This window comes from Hymenobacter sedentarius, from assembly GCF_001507645.1.
GTDB lineage: Bacteria > Bacteroidota > Bacteroidia > Cytophagales > Hymenobacteraceae > Hymenobacter > Hymenobacter sedentarius.
Genome location: NZ_CP013909.1, coordinates 4367382 through 4386493 on the forward strand (window position 1 = coordinate 4367382; position 19112 = coordinate 4386493).

The following is a 19112-nucleotide window of genomic DNA, read 5'->3' on the forward strand; positions in this document are numbered from 1 at the left end:
CCGGATGCAGCTGGCCCGCCTACCTCCTGTCGTTGACCAACCAGCCACTGATGGGGAGAGACAAACCTGTGACTTTAACACCCTTCAAAAGGCGCTGCAGGCTGCTTTTCTCCAATGCTGATTGAGTTGTGCTTTAGCAGTAGTTGTGCTTAACCAATAATAAATAAAATAAATTTATATTTACAACTAGGCCCCATTGACCAGTCAGCAACCCATGTGCACTGATTTTCTTGCTCCCCCACCGGCCGGCCCAGCTACTGAACCAGCCGTGGAAACCGAGGAATTGGTATCCATCGTGGTGCCATTCTACAACGAGCAGGACAGCGTGCGCCCCCTGGCCGAGCAGATTGATGGCGTGATGACTGCCCACGGGCTGCCCTACGAGCTGCTGCTGGTGAACGACGGCAGCGAAGACCAGACCTGGGCGCGCATTACCGCCCTGGCTGCCGAAAACCCGGCCGTGGTGGGCATCGACCTAGCGGGCAACTACGGCCAGACCCTCTGCCTACGGGCGGGCTTTGAGCGGGCCCGGGGCGCCATCGTGGTGGCCATGGACGGCGACCTGCAGCACGACCCCGCCTACCTCCCGCAGTTTGTGGCCTACATCCGCGAGGGCTACGACATGGTGAGCGGGGCCAAGGCGAAGCGCCCCGAGGGCCGCGCCCATTCGCTGCTCGCCAATACGGCCCACAAGGTCATTTCCCTGTTATCGGGGGTGCAGCTCGAATATTTTGGGGCCACGTACAAGGCCTACCGCCGCTACCTGCTGCGCAACGTAGAGTTGCTCGGCGACTCGCACCGCTTTTTGGGGGCCCTGGTGGCGCAGCGCGGCATTCGCTACCGCGAATTTCCGATTGAGGTGCGCCAACGGCCGTTTGGGGCCAGCCATTACGGCCTGGGCAAAGCCCTGGTGGTGGTGGTCGATTTGGTGATGCTGCGCTTTTTTCTGCGTTACTCGCGCAAACCGTTCCGGCTGTTTGGGGTGCTTGGGATAGTGACGTTGGCCGTGGGGCTGCTGGCCACGGCCGGCCTGCTGGTCGGCTCCGTTTTCTTTGGGGTGAATATTTCCCATCGGTTTCCCATGGAGTTTATTTTCAGCTTGTTTCTGATAATGAGCGGCATTTTTCTGATTTGCTTCGGGCTGTTGGCCGAAATTGGCACGCACGCCTACTACGCCCGCCGCAACCGGGCACCCTACGTGGTGCGGCACGAGCTGCGGGCGCCGTCCCCAACGCTTTAAGCATGGCGCTGCGTCTCATCATCAACGCCGACGACTTTGGCTGGGATGCGCCCGCCACGGCCGCCATTCTCGACCTGGCCGCCCAGGATTGCCTCAGCAGCACCACCGTCATGGCCAACCTGGCCAGCGAAACAGACCTGGCCGCCCTGCGCCGGTTCGCCGGCCGCGTATCGGTTGGCTACCACCTGAACCTGATTTTGGGGCCGCCGGTGGCCCCGGCCGCTGCGGTGCCCAGCCTGCTGGGGCCGGATGGCCATTTCTGGCCCGCGCAGCGGCTGTGGCTGCGCTACTTGGCCGGCCAGGTGCGGCCGGCCGAGCTGGCCGTGGAGCTGACCGCCCAGATTGAGCGCCTGCGCGCCCACGGCCTCTCCCCGAGCCATGCCGATTCGCACCGGCACCTGCACCTTTACCCCCGGCTGGGGCCTACCCTTACGCGCATACTGGGCCAGCTGGGCGTGCGGCGGCTGCGGCGCTGGACGCCCCAGCCCAGCTACGGGCAGCGCGGCCGCATTCTGAACGTATTCGGCCGCATTTCTTCCGGCGGCCTGCGGGGGTTTGCCACGCCCAATGCGCTGGCGGCCGATTTCTCGGCGGCACAGACGGCCACGTTGCCCTTGTTTGCGCAGGGGCTGGCCCGCGCCCGGCGGCACGGCCCCACCGTGGAATTTATGACCCACCCCGGCCTGAGCGACCGGCCTGGCTCGTACCTGGCCCGCCGCACGGAGTATGAGTTCTGGCGCGGGAGCACCTGGCGCGACCATCTGGTGGACCTGGGCGGCAGCTTGATTCGGTACGATGAAATCTGAGCCGCACCTGGGTAAACATCGGTTTTTAACCGCGCTCCATTGCCCCCTGCAATCTTGTTCCGCCTACCAATGCCCCCGGTAACGCCACGGCCGCCGAGAGCAGGTAAAAGAGCAAGCTGAGGCTGACCGAGACCGTCGCATTAAGCGCCAGCCACTGCGCCCCGAGCAGAAAGACCACCTCGCGCGCTCCCGCCCCGCCCACCGTGAAGGGCAACGCCGCGGCCACCGACGAAGCCAGAAAAACCAGCAAATACGCCGGCAGTTGCGTGGTGGTATGCGTAGCGGCGAGCAAGGCCAGTGTGCACAGCAGCTGGGCCGCCTGCACGCCCAGTGCCAGTGCCTGGGTGTGCCAATACGTGGGGCTGAAAGGTGCGAACCACCGCCCCGTAACGGCCGCTCCGCCCCGCAGCAGGCCCGCTGCGCCAAGGCCTGCCACCCCGCGCCAAACCCAAAGCCCGGGCAGCGGCAGGGGCACCACCCAGGCCAGGGCTACCAGCAGCACCCCCAGTGCCAGCAGGCCGCTCACGCGGTCCAGCACCAGGGCGCGCACCAAAGCGGTGGTTTTGGTCGGGTAGGCCCGCCGCAGCACCAGCACCTTGTAGCCATCGCCGCCGATGCCGCCGGGCAAAAAAAGATTGTAGAACATGCCCAGCCAGTAGAGGCGCAGGTTGGCCGTTTCGGATAAATCGACCCCGATGGCCCGCTGAAAACAGTTGAGGCGGCGGGCCGCCAGCCACTTGGAAACGGCGAACAGCCCCACCGCCAGCCCCAGCCAGCCGGGCTGCACGCTGGCTAGCACCTGGGCCACCTGGCGGGGGCTGATGCGGCGAAACACGAACCACAGCGCGGCCACCAGCAGCCCCAGCTTCAGCAGCAGCAGCAGGGCGGTGCGCAGGGAGGGCGGGAGGGTCAAGGCACCGGTAGAAGTGGCGGTGGAAACCGCTGTTTGGCAAGTAAAATAGGGACTACTAGTTGAATTTCACCAGGTGCAGACGGATGCCCCGGTCGATGACGAACTCGTAGTACTGGCGGTAGCGCCGGCCGGTAAGGCACCGGTCTTCGGCCAGATAGAAGGCGTTTGGGGCGGGAGCGGCGGGCAGCTGCGGCGACGTGGACGAATACACGATGTGGCCCGTGCCCCGCGTGATGTAAAACGCCTCGTCGTTATCGACGTGGGTATCGGCCAGCCTGTACACCGGGGCGTGGCCGGCTATTTGCGCCACCCGGATGGCGGCCGCGCGATAGGGCGTTTCGTCGCGGGTGAGCAGGCGGGCGGGCAGCACAAACCAGTTGAAAACGACGCGCGCGCACAGCAAAAACAGCCCCAGCCACGCCAGCCGCTGGGCCGGCAGGTACCCGAAGGCCAGCGTGCAGCCGGCCAGCGCCAGCACCCCCGCCGCCGATTTCCAGACCACGCCGGGCTGCACGGCGGCCGCTGGTATCCACGGCACGGCCACCAGGCTCAGGCTGACCAGCGCCATGGCCAGTAGCAGCACGGCATCGAGCACCCGGTGGGGCCAGCGGCGCTCGGCCCAGAACTGCTGGTAGAAATACACCGCCACCGTGAAGCACAGCGGCGTGAGCACGAACAAGTAGCGCGGAATAGTGCCCGGCGATAGCCAGAACACCGGCGTGAGCGCGGCAAACAGCACCGCATTGAAGCGCAGGAAGGGCTGCTCGCGCAGCACCTGGCGCCAGCCGGGCCGGACCAAACACAGCAACAGCAGGGTCCAGGGCAGGAAATAGGAGATGAAATCAAGCGGAAACTTCGCCAGATGCGCCAACGATTCCCACCAGGCGTGGGCGGCCACGGTGCGCTGCATCGACTGGTCGAGGAGCGTGGCCAAATAATCGTGCAGGGGGTAAAAATGGCGGTACACCGCAAAGTAGCCGCCTAGCAACCCCAACAGCACGCCCAGCCCCAGGGCGTGCGCCCCCGACAGCAACCGCCGCCAGTGGCCGTCAACAAACCCGAAATACACGCCCAGCGCCACCGCCTGAAACACCAGCGACGGCAGGCCCTTGAGCAGAAAGCCCACCGCCGTGAGGGCGTAGCTCACCACAAACAGGGCCACCCAGCGCCGCCGCTCGCCCAACTCAAACACCGCCATGAAACCGAGGTAGGTAACCAAGGCGTGCAGGGTGTCAATCAGCCCCAGGAAGGAGTCGTAGAACAGCATGCGCCCACTGGTGATGAAGGCCAGCGCGGCGGCTACGCCCAGCGCCCAACCCAGCCGGCGGCTCACGAAATAGTACAGACTCGCCCCCATGCCCAGCAGCGCCAGCACCGTGGGCAGGCGAATCACCCACTCCTCGACGGAGCCAAAAAGCTGGAAAAGCCCCACCAGCAGCCAGTTGAATAAGGGTGGCTTGTTGAAATAATGCTCGCCCTGGAGCGTCGAAACAAAGAAATTGCCGTGCAGCTTCAATTCCAGGGCCACCAGTGCCCGAATGGGCTCATCGCCGATGAGCGGGAGCAGGCCCAGGTTGAGCAGCAGCGCGGGCAGCAGCACCAGCAGGGCCAGCAAAGCGGGCACCCAGGGGCGCGCCCGCAGCCAATTAAGTACGGAAGGCATGGCGAAGAGCAGCGTGGGATTGCCAGTTAAAGGCAATGTTCCAATAAGTTACTGTATTTTATGTATTAAAAATTTATTTTATTATGTATTGCGTGTACTGCGGAGGTCTTGCTTAGCCGGACAGAAGAAGGAGATATATCTCTTCTGTGATGACAGCTAAAAAGCGCGGAACGTCGCCCGATAAACGAAGCACATATGACGAGGCGTCTAAGAGCGTGTTTGGATTTTGATAAAATCACTTTTCGAACGTCATGCTGAGCTTGTCGAAGCATCTCTACCGCTTCGGTTGGGCCGTTCAACGAAGCGGTAGAGATGCTTCGACAAGCTCAGCATGACGTTCTGTTAAATTCCCAAACACGTTCTAAGGCGGAGGCCCTGCGCCGCGCTGGTCATGCGCCGGACCCCGGCCGGGCTCGTCGTGTATTCCGACCAGGGCAGCTAGTACACGGCTCCTTGGGTCTAGCCTGCTTTATCCTGGTGATGAACCCAGTTGTATTTTGGGCCAAAATTTTAATTAAGGCCAACATGGAGCGCCCAGGCAACACGGGCTGCGCTGGGGCCGCTATTGGCCGGGCTGCAATCTGGGCTGAACTTGTGCGGGGCTATTAGGTTATGGTCACGGTTTTCGGTGGCAGCCGCTGCTACAGGGCCATGCTGCAGAAAAATCCGTTAACAACTCTTAATCAACAGACACAAAATTGATGAAATCAACACTCCTCCTTACGGCCGCTCTGGCTGTTTTTTCAATTCAGGCGCAAGCCCAAACTACCGCCACCGCTGCCGCGCCGCGTGTGGCCGCCGACCAGATTCCGACCAAAAAAGGTCCGCTCACGGTGCAGCCCATCACGCACGGCAGCGTGGTATTTACCTGGAACGGCAAGACCATTTACGTGGACCCCTACGGTGGTGCCGAGGCTTATGCCGGGCTGGCCGCGCCCGATGTTATCCTGATAACCGACATTCACGGCGACCACCTGGACCCGAAGACGCTGGCGGGCCTCCCGGTGGGTAAGGCCCTGATGGTGGTGCCGAAAGCAGTGGCCGAGAAGCTGCCGGCGGAGTACAAACCGCAGGTTCGCATTCTCAGCAACGGCCAGCGGCTCGACACGCTGGGTATGACGGTGTCGGCCATTCCGATGTATAACCTGCCTGAAGCGGCCGACGCGCCCCATACCAAAGGCCGCGGCAACGGCTACGTGCTGGGCCTGGGCGGCAAAAACGTGTACCTGTCCGGCGATACCGAAGACATTCCCGAAATGCGCGCCCTCAAGGGCATCGACGTGGCGTTCGTGTGCATGAACCTGCCCTACACCATGGACGTGAACCAGGCCGCGCAGGGCGTACTGGCCTTCAAGCCGAGCATTGTGTACCCGTACCACTATCGGGGCCAGAACGGCCTGAGCGACGTGGCCGCCTTCAAGAAAACCGTGAACGCGGCCAACAAGAAAATCGACGTTCGGCTGCGCAACTGGTATCCGACGGCCAAGTAAATAAGCTCAAAAACGCAGAACGTCCTGCTGAGCCGCTGGCTTAGCAGGACGTTTTTGTGTTCCAAGGGTCTACCCCTTGGCTGAGGCGGTACCACCCCACTTACCCGAGAGACTGGTTTTCGGCGCGCGCCGCAATTGGGCCGCAATTGGCAGTAGGCTCATCGTGAACAACTTACTTTTGCTTTCTACCCGTTTTTATTGACCTAATTGAGCTACCTAAGGCTGCCCCCGCAGGCCCAGGCCCGCGCCTCCGCGGGGTCGTTGAACGAGCACAGTTCGAAGGTCAGTTTTTGCGCGGCGATTTCCTGGACTCGACTTACCACCCGCTGGGTTTGCGGGTCCTCGGCCTCGAGGCGGGCGAAGCGCCGGACGCCCCCCTGGACCAATAAAGGGAAGACGTAAGTGTATATCCAAGACAGGTCCACTGGGCTAACTGGGCCTAGGCGCCGGTCGTCGGCCACCCAGCCAGTAACGCCGTGCGCGCGGGCCAGCTCGATGCATTCGAGCGTGGCCCGGCGCAGCACCGGGCTGGCTGCCACGCCGGTCCACTGGGCCTCCAGCGCGCGGCCAGCGCCCTCGTGGAGGTAAAGCTTTAAATAAGGGTAGGACGCCAGAAGTTGCATTGCAAAACAATGGGGCCGGGAAGGCTGCTGAAGAGGGCGAGAGCCTGGAAGAGAGGCAGTATTAGCGGGGCTGTGGTGTATGCAGCGGCCCCTGAGAAGCTTCGTGTTGCGTCCAAACTGCTCCAGCTTCACGGACCGAACTTACGCAATCGTGGGCAAGTAGCGCGGCCGGCCGAGCACACGCCGCGCCTTTGCTGGCATTGCCACCCCGTTGAAGGCAATTCCTTATCGCCGACTACTTCTTGCCGCCTGCCGCTCAGGAGATGGCCCCAATGCCCATAAGGTGGTCTGGAGCCACTCGCGGGCTTCGGTTTCCTCCGGAAAGTACCGAAACTCGAGCGGGCCGGTCAGGCGGCTACGGCCCGCGCGCTCTGCCGGCTGCCTTCGTGGGGGCTTTCCACAATCGCGCAGTGGCTATAGGCGCAGTCGGCGATGGCCTGGGGAATCCACTGCGCCACAATGCAGGTCTGCATCTCGTCCGCCAAGGGCTGCCGGTGCATTTGGTCGGTCAGCAATCTACAGGTGGCGTGGTGTCGGAGGGCCTAGAGGGTATGGGCGTACAGGGAATGCAACTCGGCGGAGGCGACCGGCACATCCGACCAGGTCAGGACCACAAATCTGAGGGGGTCGTAGCTAATACTGCTGAGCAGATTACGGTAGTAGAGTTGGGGAGTATTCGCAGGCATGGAAAAAACCGCCAGACCAGCGCCCCGACAGCCTTGGGTTCAAGGGGTGAGGGGAAGGGGCGCCGCGGGGTGCGCCCGTATGCGCCTTACCTGGGCAAACAGCTGACTTCTTCGACGGGCCTTCTCGCGTAGTTCTGAAACAGACCTTGGACGGTCGGCCGATTGGGCAGTTCCGTCAGTCGGTATACAAATACTCGTTGGACACTTTTTTCACTCGGGCCGCGGGCACATTCCCTCCTTCGCGGGGCGTCCAACTCGCCTTCAGGTTCATCGCACCCCGCGTGAACCAGTGCGATAACGCCCGTGCCTGGAGCACGTTGCCGGCCGTACGGATCTCACGCAACGGTACCCGCTCTTGTCCATAACGAACGATTCGGATTTTCGGCGGCAGTATCTTCGCCGCATGTCCTCCCCTCCTCCCGAAACCTCGCCCCTGGCGCTGCTGCGCGAGCACTGGGGCCACACGGCGTTCCGGCCGGGGCAGGAGGAAATCATTGCCTCGGTACTGGCGGGGCACGATACGCTGACGCTGCTGCCCACCGGCGGCGGCAAGAGCATCTGCTTCCAGGTGCCGGCCCTGGCGCGGCCGGGCATCTGCGTGGTGGTGTCGCCGCTCATCGCGCTGATGAAGGACCAGGTCGACAACCTGCGCAAGCGGGGGCTGAAAGCCGAGGCCATTTACGCGGGCATGAGCCACCAGGAAATCGACCACGCGCTGGACAACTGCGTGTACGGCCGCAGCGTGAAGTTCCTGTACGTGTCGCCGGAGCGGCTGCTCACCGAGCTGTTTCAGGTGCGGGTAAAGAAGATGAACGTGGGCCTGCTAGCCATTGATGAGGCGCACTGCCTCTCGCAGTGGGGCTACGATTTCCGGCCGCCCTACCTGCGCATTGCCGAGCTGCGGGAGGCCTTGCCGGCGGGCGTGCCGGTGATTGCGCTCACGGCCACGGCCACCGCCCAGGTGCAGGCCGACATTGTGGAGAAGTTAAAATTCCGGCCGGGCTTCGGCATTTTTCGGCAAAGTTTTGCCCGGCCCAAGCTGTCATATTCGGTGCTGCAAACCGAAGACAAGCTGCGCCGGCTGCTGGAAGTGGTGCGCGGCGTGGGGCCCGGCAAAACCGGCATCGTGTACGCCCGCACCCGCCGGCAGACGGAGGACACGGCGGCCTTTCTGCAGCAGCACAAGTTCTCGGCAGCGGCCTACCACGCTGGGCTGCCCTCCGACAAACGCACGCAGGTGCAGCAGGACTGGATTGCCGACAAAGTCCGCCTCATTGTGGCTACGAATGCCTTCGGCATGGGCATCGACAAGCCTGACGTGCGCCTGGTGGCCCACCTCGACGCGCCCGATACGCTGGAGGCCTACTACCAGGAGGCCGGCCGCGCCGGGCGCGACGGCCAGTATGCCTTTGCCGTGCTCCTGGCCGGGCCCAACGACGGCGACGAGCTGCGCCGCCGCACCAACCAATCGTTTCCGCCGCTCGATACGGTGCGGCGCGTGTACCAGGCGCTGGCCAACTATTCGCGCACGGCCGTGGGCGGCGGTGAGCTGGCCGCGTTCGATTTCGAGCTTCAGCAGTTTGCCGAAACCTACCGCATCAAGGCCGTGGACGCGCACAACTCGCTCAAGATTCTGCAGCGCGAAGGCTTTGTGCAGCTCAACGAGGCCGTGAACACCCCGGCGCGGGTGCACTTGGTACTGAACCACCAGGATTTGTATGCCTTCCAAGTGGCCAATGCCCAGCACGACCTGCTCATAAAGTCGCTATTGCGGATACACGGGGGCGAGCTGTTTGCCGATTTTCAGACCATTTCAGAAAACTCCCTGGCCACGCACCTGCGCCGCAGCGTGGTGGAAGTGCGGCAGCAGCTGCGCTACCTGCACACGGCGGGCATCCTGCACTACCAGCCCCGGCGGGAGTCGCCACAAGCCATGTTCACCACGCCGCGCTTCGATGCCCCCAAGCTGCCCATCGACCAGGTGCGCATGACGGCGGCCCGCGACCTGGCCCGCCACAAAACCAACGCCGTGGCCCAATACCTGGTGGGCACGCGCTGCCGCCAGCAGTTGCTGCTCACGTATTTCGACGAAACCGACCCGGCCCGCTGCGGGGTCTGCGACATGTGCCTGGCCGAAAAAAAAGCAGCTCAGGCCGCCGCGGAGGTGGCTTCGCTGCGGGAGCCGTTGCTTCAGCACGTGCGGCAAGCTGCCCAAACGCCGCGCCAGCTGCTGGCAGCTTTCGCGCCGCAGCAAGCCGCTGCCATTACGGCCACGCTGCGCGAGTTGGTGGACCGGGGCGAGCTGGCCTATGCCGCCGATGGCAAATTGCAGGTGCCGGCCGGCTCGTAGAAATGCGGCTTTAGCTGACGTTGAACTTCGGTTTGCGGCTCTGGAACTGTGCGGCTAATGAGTCATTCCTTCATCGTTCACTAGCAAGACGCGAAGTGTCGCGTCTCTACATTTCTCCTGCTTCCCATGGCTTTTTCTTCTTGGCTGGCCGCGTTGCCTTTACTCCTGGCCCTGGTAAGTGCGGATGCCCCGAATCCGGCCGCGCCCGGCCGGATAGAGCATGTGGCCGATTTTCAGTCGCGCTATGTAAAGCCGCGCAACATCGATATCTGGCTGCCGGACGGCTACCCGCAGCCCGGCACCCGCTACGCAGTGGTGTACATGCACGACGGGCAAAACCTCTTCGACCCCAAAAAGGCCGGCTACGGCGTGGCCTGGGAAGTAGACAGCACCCTGGCCGCCCTGCGCCAACGCGGCGAGATACGTCCGTGCATTGTGGTGGGCATTTGGAACACCGACCGCCGCTTGCCGGAATACACGCCGGCCAAGCCCTACTACACCATGAGCGCCGCCCAGCGCGCCAAAATTGAGCTGGAACGGCCCGGTGCGCCGCTCTCCGATGAGTACCTGAAGTTCATAGTGCAGGAGCTGAAGCCCTACGTAGACCAGCACTTCCAGACCTCGCCTCGACGTGCCGACACCTTCGTGGCCGGCTCTAGCATGGGCGGGCTGATTTCGCTATACGCGGCGCTGGAATATCCCAAAGTATTTGGGGGCGCGGCCTGCTTTTCGACGCATTGGCCGCTGAGCCTCAAAGAGAATTCACCGGCCTTTACCGAGGCTATGGTGCAGTATCTGGATAAGAAGCTGCCGAGCCGCAATAAGCCAAAGCTGTACTTCGACTATGGCTCTGCCACCCTTGACGCCTGGTATGAGCCCCATCAGGTGCGCATCGACAGCGTGCTCCGGGCCCACCACTACAACTCAAAAGCGTGGCTAACACGCAGCTTCCCCGGCGCGGAGCACAACGAGGCAGCATGGAAAAAGCGGGTGGCACTGGCGCTGCCGTTTTTGCTGGGGCGGTGAACCTCACTCCTGTAGAACGTCACCCCCGGCCCCTCTCCCGCGGAGAGGGGAGCCACGGCGGCGCTATCGTCATTGCGAATGAAGCGCAGCGGAACGCGGCAATCCGTCCTATCGGTGGGACCAACTCCGATTTGTGACAAACTCTTTTAAAGCAAAAGCCCCGGCACTGCGCAGTGCCGGGGCTTGTCACATTATTGAGCTAGTCGCTGAGACCAGGATGGATTGCTTCGTCGTACCTCCTCGCAATGACAATAGCGCCGCCGTGGCTCCCCTCTCCGCGGGAGAGGGGCTGGGGGTGAGGTGCCGACGGGTGCGTTTATACTAAATCCCAGCCGCCATATAAGCCTGGAAGCCGCCTTCGAGGTTGCGCACGTTGGTGAAGCCTTGCTGGGTGAGGTAGGCCTTGGCCGAGGTGGCGCGGCCGCCGCCTTTACAATGGACGATGATTTCCTGATTTTTCCACTCGTCGAGGTCGTCGAGCTTTTCGGGCAGTGAGTTGAGCGGAATGTTTTGGGCACCGGGAATGCGGCCTTCCTCGTGCTCCCAGGGTTCGCGCACGTCGAGAATGAGAGGAGATTCGCCGGCTTTCTGGCGCTGCAGGAGTTCGGCGGGGGTGATGTCAGCCATGGAAAATGGGTGGTAAAGTGAACGGATAAACGGGTGGGCGAAAGTACGCCGGAAGTCATCTTGATATGGTAACGGCCGAGCTTATCACGGCACCTACTCCAGCGCTTACCTTTGTTCCTTCCCCCTCTAATTCAAATCTATGAAACACTTTTTCGCTTCTTTGGTGGTCGTGCTTGGGCTGGCGCCGACGGCCCTGCAGGCCCAGACCGTGCCGCCCCTGCCGCCCGCTCCGCCGGCCAACTTATCGGGTGTGCAGCTGCGCGACTGGTACCGCACCAACTGGTACGACGGCAAGCGCGTGGAGTTGAGCTACGCCACGGCCCGCGGCAAGATGTACAACTACGCCGACAACTACAACAACACAGTGACCTGCGTGTACTCGGGGTACCAGGAAACGGTGCCCTACAGCGCTACGAACACCAGCACCACCGTGGTCAGCCGCATTAACTGCGAGCACACCGTGCCGCAGTCGTGGTTTAACCAGACGGTGCGGATGCGCTCCGACATGCACCACCTGTTCCCGACCTACGATACCTGGAACAACCTGCGCGGCTCGGACCCCTACGCCGACATTCCCGACGCAACCACCCAGACCTGGATGCGCGGCCTCGTGAGCCAGCCCACCATTCCGGCCGCCAACCTCGACGAGTGGAGCGAAGACACCAACACCCAGTTTGAGCCCCGAGAAGACCACAAGGGCAACGTGGCCCGCGCCATCTTCTATTTTTACACCGTGCACGCCGACCAGCCCGACCTGATTCTGACGGGCCACAACAACATCAGCGCCACCGCCGACATCAATACCCTCTACGCCTGGCACCTCGCCGACCCGGTAGATGCCCACGAAATTGAGCGCAACAACCGCGTAGCCGCCAGCCAGGGCAACTTCAACCCCTACATTGCTTACCCCGCCACGGTTGCCACGGCCTGGGGCCCGGCGCCTCCCGGCCCGCTGTTCAGCTTTGCCAGCACCACTGGGGCTATCGCCGAAGGCAACGCCGGCACCAGCACCTACACCGTGACCCTGAACCTGGCCCCGGCCGCCACCGCCCCCGTCACCGTGCAGGTGAACCTGGACGCCACCAGCTCCACGGCCACCAGCGGCACCGATTTTGCCTTCGCCTCGCCCACCACCGTCACCTTCCCAGCCGGCTCCACCAGCCAGACGGTGACCGTGACCGTGAACGGCGACACCCAGCCCGAAGCCGACGAAACCGTGGTCCTGACCTTGACCAACCCCAGCACCGGCACCAGCGTGGGCAGCCCCGGCGCCCACACCCTCACCCTGACCAACGACGACGGCCCCGCTCCTATGCTGGCCTTCGCCACGGCCGCGGGCAACATTGCGGAAGGTAACGCCGGCACCACCACCTACACCGCCAACGTCGTCCTGACCAACCCAAGCAGTCTTAGCTTCCCCATCACAGTGCCCGTGACGGTGGATGCGGCCGGCACCACCGCCACCAGCCCCACCGATTACACCCTCACCACCACTACCGTCACGTTCCCCAGCGCCACGGCGCTCACCCAACCCGTGACGGTGACCGTGGTGGGCGACGCCACCTACGAGCCCAGCGAAACCGTGCGGCTGGTGCTGGGCGCGCCCTCCAACACTACCATCATCCGGGGCACGCCCGGGGCCCACGTACTCACCATCGTGAACGATGACGCCGCCCCGGCGGGTGCGCCCTGCACCAAAGCCTACTTCTCGCAGTACGTGGAGTCGCAGCTGGGCAACACCAAAGTGGTGGAGATTTATAACCCCACCAACGCGCCCATGTCGCTCAACGGCAAGCGCGTGGTGCTGTACTCCAACGGCGCCACCACCCCCACTACCACGCAGCAGCTCACGGGCACCATTGCGCCCGGCGATGTTTACGTGGTTGCCAACACCGGCGTGACCGACCCCGGCGTAGCTGCTCAAACCGACCTGCAGAGCGGGGTGGCTTTTTTCAATGGCGATGATGCAATAGCGCTTTTCGATGGCACCGATACCCTCGACGTTATCGGGGTGATTGGCCAGACACCCGCCGGTGGCGCCTGGACCGTGCCCAACGGCTCAACTTTGAACAACACGCTGGTGCGCCAGCCCACCGTAAGCCAGGGCGGCCGCTGGAACGGCCCGTACGGCAGCGTCACGTGGTCGGCCGGCGGCGTCGATAACTATACCGGCGTCGGCAGCTACGTGAGTGCCGGCTGCTTTATTCCCACGGCCACCCGCACCGCCACAGTGCTGCGCAACACCCTGGAGATTTTCCCCAATCCCGCCACCGGAACTGTGCAGCTGCGCCTGCCCGGCATGCCCACCGCCCGCGCCGCCACCGTGGCCGTGCTCGATATGCTGGGCCGCCCCGTTCGCCAGCGCACCGCCCAGCTCAGCGCCACCGATGCGACGCTGGTGGACCTGCACGGCCTGCCCGCTGGCCTGTACGCCGTGCGCGTAACCTGCGCCGGCCTTGAATACACGGGCCGCGTGGTGGTGCAGTAACTCAACCCCACTTCAAAGCAAGCAAAAGCCCCGGCCGTATGACACGGCCGGGGCTTTTGCTTGCTTTGGAGTGGAAAGGCTAATCGCCTGTCATGCAGAGCACAGCGAAGCATCTTATCGCCGCGGAACGATTTGTTCGAACCTGATAAGATGCTTCGCTGCGCTCTGCATGACAGACGATTAGAAAAACACAACCAAGGTCGGGCTAGCCTCTAAGATTTCTAGGCCAACAGGTCCGCGTATTCCGACTGATTGCGCCGGACAAACTTGGCCATAAAGGAACAGGAGGTTTTCACTTTCAGCTTCTCGTTGCGGGCAAACTCCAGGGCGGCACGGGCCAGTTCGTCGGCCACGCCCTCGCCGCGCAGCTCCTCGGCTACGAAGGTGTGGGTGAAATCGATGATGCCCTCGGCGGGAAGCGAATAGGCCAGCTCGCCCTCGTGGCCGCGGCGGATAACGGTGAACTGCTGGTCGTTGGAATTGTGCTGAATTGCCATGCTTGGTAGTGGGTAAATCGATGGGGAAAGGCAGCGCCAGTACGTGAAAATAGCCGGCGGCGGCTGGTTTGCGTAAAGAGACCAAAAGACGGGCTTGGCCCGATTCGTTTCTTACTTTCTTCTTTCCCATGGATACGCAAAACACTTCCAATTCGCCGGCCAACGACACCCGCCCCGAAGACCAGCAACAACGCGCGGCCACGGCCCGCCCCAACCCCAACGACCCCATTCTGACCGCCACCAGCCCCAACTACGGGGAGTTCGGCGGCATCGACCCCAACGCGCCGACTGCGGCCCAGCATTCCGGCCGCGACGGCTCCAACGACAACCCCGACGAATTCAGCGAGTTGCGCAGCCGGGATAAGGACGCCCGCGAGGCCCCCAGCAACCCCGCCGACCAGCCCGGCCACGTGGAGCAAAACCAGAACCCCGCCGCCGTGCGCGCCACCCAGAACGAGGACAACGACGAGCAACGCGCCGCCTGGGCCCTCGACGACCCCCGTTATGCCGGAGGCGGCACGCACAACACCCGCGACGAATCGGCCAGCACTAAAGACGGCCAGGAATAAGCTATTATCCACAATCAGTACACCCGGGCCCTGCTCAAGGCGCACTGCTAACCATACGAAACGATGTCTCCTGAAAATTCAGACCAATTCGAAAACAACCAAGACCCCAACGCCGGAGACGGGGCCTCCACGCCCATGCTGGACGCTGAAACCTACGGTCAGATTGTGGACGACAACAACCCTTCGGGCCAGGCCATGGCCGACCTGGAGGACGACTCCATGCGCATGGACCGCGAAGCCCGCACCCTCTCCGGCCCCGCCCCCGCGTCGGACGAGAACCTGCCCCGCGAGCTGACCGACCCCAGCGACCGGGCCTTCACGCTGCCCGAAGAGCAAGAGCCCTCCAAATAAGGCTCTGACCACTTGAAAAAGGCTTCCATTGGAAAATGGAAGCCTTTTTGCGTTTAGCCCAAAGTGCTAATCAGCCCAATTTTTATAGGCTGCCGCGAACCTGGCTGGGCAGTAACAAAAAAGCCGCCGGCGGATGCCGGCGGCTTTTGTACACTCAAGGCTGCAGCATTATTTCTGCACGTTGAGACGAGCGGTCTTCACAGTATTGCCAGTGGTGAGGCGTACCAGGTACATGCCGTCTTCCAAACCAAGGCTCACGGGCACTTGATAGGTATGATTGGCTTCGCCTACGCCTTTGGTGACGTTGCGTACCACGCGGCCCACCATGTCGTAGATGGCTACAGAGTAGCTCTGGCCTTCGGCCACGCGGAACTCAACAGTAGCCCTCTCGCGAACGGGGTTCGGGTACACTTGCAGCGACACGTCAGCCGAACCAATCTTGAGGGTGCCACCCGATGAGGCGGTCAGAGCGGAAGAGGTCGAGCTGGTGCAGGCATTGGTGATTTGCAACTGAGTGGGGCACACGGCCGTGCAGCCACGGGCATCGGTCACCGTCAGCAGGTAGTTGTTGGCAGTTAAGCCGGTGAAGGTAAACCCATCAGCAACCGCTCCCGAACTGGCAACGACCGGATTGGGAGCCGAAGCCAAGCTGAGGCGATACGTGTAGGGAGCCGTACCGCCGCTGGCGCTCACGAATACCCGACCAAAAGCATCATTGCAAGCATTCACGGTAGCGCCAAAGATGACCTGGAGCGCAGCGGCGGGCTGCGTGATGGTCACCGAGTTGGCCGTAGCCGTGCAGCCGTTAACATCACGTACCGACCCCGTGTAGGTGCCCGGGGCCAGGTTCTGGAAGGTCACCGAAGAGCCGTCCGACACGATGATGGTGCCGCCGGGGCCTACCAAGGTATAGGTAAACGGCGCCGTGCCACCGGCCACGGCCAGCGTTACGCTTCCGCTATTGGTGCCGAAGCATACAATTGGACTTCCTACTGCACTCAGCGTCGTGATTGCGTTCACGCCGAGGATGCTGAACGAAGAACCCGTGAATTCGCAGCCATTGGCATCAACGACTCTGACACTGTAGGTGCCAGCCCCCAGACCGCTAAAGGTAACAGCGCCGGCAGTGGGTCCTTGTGGCAGACGAACACCCGGGCCGAGCAGGCTGTAGGTATAAGGAGCAGTGCCACCCGTAGCCTGCGTCGTTACCGAGCCGGTTAGGCCAGCACAGCTAGCATTTGTCACGATGGTCTGGCCTAAGCCCAACGCCGCGGGCTGCGTGATGTTGATAGACGCACCGGCAAACGTGCAGGTGCCGCTGGTTACCGATACAGGGATGTTCGTACCAGGAGCCAGGTTCGTGAAGGTCACCGTGCGGTCGTTGCTCACAATCGTGCGGGCGTCCACCGTGAAAGTGAATGGAGCCGACCCACCGGCCACCGTCAAGGTAACGCGGCCGTTGTTGGCGCCGAAGCAGGTCACATTCGTAATCGCCGTTTCGGTCAAGGCCGTGATGTTGTTCACGCCAAGGATTTCGATAGCAGCGCAGGTAGCGGTGCAGCCGCGAGCATCGGTTACCAGTACCTGGTAGATACCCGGAGCCAAGCCCAAGAACGTGGCCGAAGCCCCGTCGACAATGGTGCGAACGGTGCTACCCATGGTCAGCGTGTAGGTGTATGGACCGGTACCGCCAGTCGCTGCCAACGTCACCGAGCCGGTCGAAGCCGTGCAGGTAGCATTCACCAAGTTGGAGAGCGTTACGCCCAATACCACTGGCTGGGTGATGTTGATGGATGTGCCGGTGAAGACGCAGCTTCCGCTTGTTACTGAAATGGGAATGTTCGTACCCGGGGCCAGGCCCGTGAAGGTCACCGTGCTATTGTTGCTCACAATCGTCTGCCCATCAACCCGGAAGGTGAAGGGAGCCGCCCCACCGGCTACGGTCAGGGTCACGCTGCCATTGTTAGCTCCAAAGCAACTTACGTTGGTTACGGCAGAAGCCACCAAGCCCGTGATGGTGTTTACGCCTTGGATTACGATGGCGGCGCAAGTGGCCGTGCAGCCATTGGCATCAGTCACCAGTACTTGGTAGGTGCCGGGGGCTAAGCCCGTGAACGTTACCGACCGGTTGGTGCCAGTGGTGGTGAGATTGAGCACCTGCGTGCCGCGCGTGAGCGTGAAGGTAAAGGGGCCCGTGCCGCCCGTGGCGGTCAGCGTGGCCGAGCCCGTCGCCGTGCTGCAGTTAGCGTCAATCAAGTTGGAAAGCGTCACGCCCAACACGGCCGGCTGCGTAATCACAACGGCCGTACCGGTGGCGGTGCAGCCGTTGGCGTCACGCACCGAAATAGCATAAGTACCCGCCGCCAGACCAGTGAAAATCCCGGTGGTGTTGGTGGGCCGGGCGTCCAGCGTGTAGGTGTAGGGGGCGGTGCCGCCTACTGCCGTCAGCTGAACGCTGCCGTTGGTGCCGCCGAAGCAACTCACGTTCACCTGCTGGCTCGAAGTCAGCGAGATGATGGCCGGGGTGCCCAGGATTACAATAGCCGCGCAGGTAGCGGTGCAGCCGTTGGCATCGCGCACCAGCACCTGGTAAGTTCCGGGGGCCAAGTTGTTGAAAATACCGGTTGTGCTGGTGAGCGTGGTGCTCCCCATCGTCAGGGAGAAGAAGTAGGGCGCGGCGCCACCACTGGCGCTGAGCGTAGCCGAGCCGTTATTGGTGCACGTGGCGTTCACCAGGTTCGAGAGCGTCACGACCAGGTTGCCGGGCACGCCCAGAACGGCCACGTTGGTGCGGGTGGTTGTGCAGCCGCTGGCGTCACGCACGGTGACGGTGTAGCTGCCCGGAGCCAGGCCCGTGAAGACGTTGCTTGTGCCGATGGCGCCGCTGCCCAGCTGGTAGGTGTAGGGAGCCGTGCCGCCGGCGGCCGTTACCGTGATGCTACCTGTAGCCGTGCAGGTCGCGTTGACCACCCCCACCGTGGTGATGCCCAACGCAGACAAAGGCTGGGTGATGGTAACCAACCGCGTGGCGGTGCAATTGCCGGAGGTAACCCGAACGCTGTAGGTGCCAGCAGCCAGGTTCGAGAACGTGCCCGAAGACTGCGCCGTGCCATAGGTACCCACCACTCCGCCCGTCACCCGAGCAATGGCATAGGAAAACGTAGTGCCACCCGTGGCCGAGATAGTGAAGGCGCCCGTGTTGCCGCCAAAGCAGCTCACGTTGGTGATGGTGGGCGTGCCCAGCGCCAGGGTGCAGGCAGGCGGGCAGCTCAGAATGTTGCTGCGATGGCCCTCGTCGTAGCCTTCGTTGATGGCCGTGAGAATGTCATTTAGTTGCGAGAGTGAGTACTGGGTGGAGCAGCCGCCGTACACGTTGTTGGCGATAACCAGCAGCTGGTTCACCGTTAGCCCGGCAAAGGTGCCCGACGTGATGACGGCACTTCCCAGGTTATTCGGCGAGAAGGCCACCGACAGCGTGAGGGCAACCAGCTGGCCCGCAAACTCGCTGGAGTAGCTATTGGGCCCGTTATTTTTGGAATTGCCGTTTTTCTTAGTGGGGTCCACATAGTTCTGGGTCAGGACGCCGGGGTTGCTGCCCGAGGGCAGAAAGGCGGCCACGGCCGCGGCACTGGTGAGCCGGATGGTGTGCCCTCCGGTGCCCGTGCAGCCAATGATGAGGTCATTGGGGAAGAAGGTTTCGAAACGCGCCCGCACGATAGTGCCCGGGTTGTTGCCATGCGGCTCGGCACCGTAGCCGCCCTGGGTATACGTCACGAACCCGCA

15 protein-coding genes are annotated in these 19112 nt (G+C 62.7%); 8 read left to right on the forward strand and 7 right to left on the reverse strand.

Going from position 1 to position 19112, the window contains the following annotated elements; translation table 11 throughout:
• The first annotated feature begins 214 nt into the window (after positions 1 to 214).
• Positions 215 to 1240, forward strand: a complete 1026-nt coding sequence (locus AUC43_RS17860; RefSeq protein WP_082685192.1) for a glycosyltransferase family 2 protein — start codon at positions 215 to 217, stop codon at positions 1238 to 1240.
• Between the two features lie 2 nt (positions 1241 to 1242).
• Complete coding sequence (locus AUC43_RS17865) at positions 1243 to 2046, forward strand: carbohydrate deacetylase (RefSeq protein WP_068196846.1); 804 nt, start codon at positions 1243 to 1245, stop codon at positions 2044 to 2046.
• A gap of 25 nt (positions 2047 to 2071) precedes the next feature.
• Here AUC43_RS17865 and AUC43_RS17870 read toward each other — a convergent pair whose 3' ends face one another.
• Both AUC43_RS17870 and AUC43_RS17875 read right to left on the reverse strand, forming a co-directional pair.
• Positions 2072 to 2959 carry a lysylphosphatidylglycerol synthase transmembrane domain-containing protein gene (locus tag AUC43_RS17870; RefSeq protein WP_068196849.1) on the reverse strand — a complete coding sequence of 296 codons (888 nt, stop codon included), beginning with the start codon at positions 2957 to 2959 and terminating at the stop codon, positions 2072 to 2074.
• Positions 2960 to 3014: 55 nt separating this feature from the next.
• On the reverse strand, positions 3015 to 4622 hold the full coding sequence (locus AUC43_RS17875) for an ArnT family glycosyltransferase (RefSeq protein ID WP_157781159.1): 1608 nt from the start codon (positions 4620 to 4622) through the stop codon (positions 3015 to 3017).
• A gap of 701 nt (positions 4623 to 5323) precedes the next feature.
• Between AUC43_RS17875 and AUC43_RS17880 the strand changes: the two genes are divergently transcribed.
• A complete protein-coding gene (locus tag AUC43_RS17880; RefSeq protein ID WP_068196855.1) occupies positions 5324 to 6112 on the forward strand; it encodes an MBL fold metallo-hydrolase in 789 nt (262 codons plus the stop codon).
• A gap of 212 nt (positions 6113 to 6324) precedes the next feature.
• Here the strand turns inward: AUC43_RS17880 and AUC43_RS17885 are convergent, their stop codons facing one another.
• A complete protein-coding gene (locus AUC43_RS17885; protein WP_068196858.1) occupies positions 6325 to 6735 on the reverse strand; it encodes a hypothetical protein in 411 nt (136 codons plus the stop codon).
• Between the two features lie 347 nt (positions 6736 to 7082).
• Complete coding sequence (locus AUC43_RS21120; protein ID WP_157781160.1) at positions 7083 to 7250, reverse strand: hypothetical protein; 168 nt, start codon at positions 7248 to 7250, stop codon at positions 7083 to 7085.
• A gap of 574 nt (positions 7251 to 7824) precedes the next feature.
• On the opposite strand from AUC43_RS21120, the gene AUC43_RS17890 reads away from it, so the two are divergent.
• Complete coding sequence (locus AUC43_RS17890; RefSeq protein ID WP_068196861.1) at positions 7825 to 9771, forward strand: RecQ family ATP-dependent DNA helicase; 1947 nt, start codon at positions 7825 to 7827, stop codon at positions 9769 to 9771.
• 126 nt (positions 9772 to 9897) lie between these two features.
• Entirely contained in the window at positions 9898 to 10797 is a 900-nt protein-coding gene (locus tag AUC43_RS17895) for an alpha/beta hydrolase (RefSeq protein WP_068196865.1), read from the forward strand.
• 321 nt (positions 10798 to 11118) lie between these two features.
• On the opposite strand, the gene AUC43_RS17900 is transcribed toward AUC43_RS17895, so the two are convergent.
• Complete coding sequence (locus AUC43_RS17900; RefSeq protein WP_068196868.1) at positions 11119 to 11424, reverse strand: rhodanese-like domain-containing protein; 306 nt, start codon at positions 11422 to 11424, stop codon at positions 11119 to 11121.
• A gap of 139 nt (positions 11425 to 11563) precedes the next feature.
• On the opposite strand from AUC43_RS17900, the gene AUC43_RS17905 reads away from it, so the two are divergent.
• The gene (locus AUC43_RS17905) at positions 11564 to 13912 is read left to right on the forward strand and encodes an endonuclease (RefSeq protein ID WP_068196872.1); all 2349 of its coding nucleotides are present in this window, start codon (positions 11564 to 11566) and stop codon (positions 13910 to 13912) included.
• 221 nt (positions 13913 to 14133) lie between these two features.
• Here the strand turns inward: AUC43_RS17905 and AUC43_RS17910 are convergent, their stop codons facing one another.
• On the reverse strand, positions 14134 to 14409 hold the full coding sequence (locus tag AUC43_RS17910) for a GNAT family N-acetyltransferase (RefSeq protein WP_068196875.1): 276 nt from the start codon (positions 14407 to 14409) through the stop codon (positions 14134 to 14136).
• A gap of 128 nt (positions 14410 to 14537) precedes the next feature.
• On the opposite strand from AUC43_RS17910, the gene AUC43_RS17915 reads away from it, so the two are divergent.
• Both AUC43_RS17915 and AUC43_RS17920 read left to right on the forward strand, forming a co-directional pair.
• Positions 14538 to 14978: a hypothetical protein gene (locus AUC43_RS17915; protein ID WP_068196880.1), complete on the forward strand. Its 441-nt coding sequence runs from the start codon at positions 14538 to 14540 to the stop codon at positions 14976 to 14978.
• Positions 14979 to 15041: 63 nt separating this feature from the next.
• Complete coding sequence (locus AUC43_RS17920; RefSeq protein WP_068196883.1) at positions 15042 to 15329, forward strand: hypothetical protein; 288 nt, start codon at positions 15042 to 15044, stop codon at positions 15327 to 15329.
• A 168-nt stretch (positions 15330 to 15497) separates the two neighbouring features.
• Here the strand turns inward: AUC43_RS17920 and AUC43_RS17925 are convergent, their stop codons facing one another.
• On the reverse strand, positions 15498 to 19103 hold the full coding sequence (locus tag AUC43_RS17925) for a T9SS type A sorting domain-containing protein (RefSeq protein WP_199243475.1): 3606 nt from the start codon (positions 19101 to 19103) through the stop codon (positions 15498 to 15500).
• Positions 19104 to 19112 lie beyond the last annotated feature (9 nt).

Excerpts from the sequence above, each read along its gene's own strand:
- AUC43_RS17910 (WP_068196875.1), bottom strand. The coding sequence starts at position 14,409 with ATGGCAATTCAGCACAATTCCAACGACCAGCAGTTCACCGTTATCCGC.
- AUC43_RS17885 (WP_068196858.1), bottom strand. The coding sequence starts at position 6,735 with ATGCAACTTCTGGCGTCCTACCCTTATTTAAAGCTTTACCTCCACGAG.
- AUC43_RS17915 (WP_068196880.1), top strand. The coding sequence starts at position 14,538 with ATGGATACGCAAAACACTTCCAATTCGCCGGCCAACGACACCCGCCCC.
- AUC43_RS17895 (WP_068196865.1), top strand. The coding sequence starts at position 9,898 with ATGGCTTTTTCTTCTTGGCTGGCCGCGTTGCCTTTACTCCTGGCCCTG.
- AUC43_RS17875 (WP_157781159.1), bottom strand. The coding sequence starts at position 4,622 with ATGCCTTCCGTACTTAATTGGCTGCGGGCGCGCCCCTGGGTGCCCGCT.
- AUC43_RS17860 (WP_082685192.1), top strand. The coding sequence starts at position 215 with ATGTGCACTGATTTTCTTGCTCCCCCACCGGCCGGCCCAGCTACTGAA.
- AUC43_RS17920 (WP_068196883.1), top strand. The coding sequence starts at position 15,042 with ATGTCTCCTGAAAATTCAGACCAATTCGAAAACAACCAAGACCCCAAC.
- AUC43_RS17905 (WP_068196872.1), top strand. The coding sequence starts at position 11,564 with ATGAAACACTTTTTCGCTTCTTTGGTGGTCGTGCTTGGGCTGGCGCCG.
- AUC43_RS17865 (WP_068196846.1), top strand. The coding sequence starts at position 1,243 with ATGGCGCTGCGTCTCATCATCAACGCCGACGACTTTGGCTGGGATGCG.
- AUC43_RS17900 (WP_068196868.1), bottom strand. The coding sequence starts at position 11,424 with ATGGCTGACATCACCCCCGCCGAACTCCTGCAGCGCCAGAAAGCCGGC.
- AUC43_RS17880 (WP_068196855.1), top strand. The coding sequence starts at position 5,324 with ATGAAATCAACACTCCTCCTTACGGCCGCTCTGGCTGTTTTTTCAATT.
- AUC43_RS17890 (WP_068196861.1), top strand. The coding sequence starts at position 7,825 with ATGTCCTCCCCTCCTCCCGAAACCTCGCCCCTGGCGCTGCTGCGCGAG.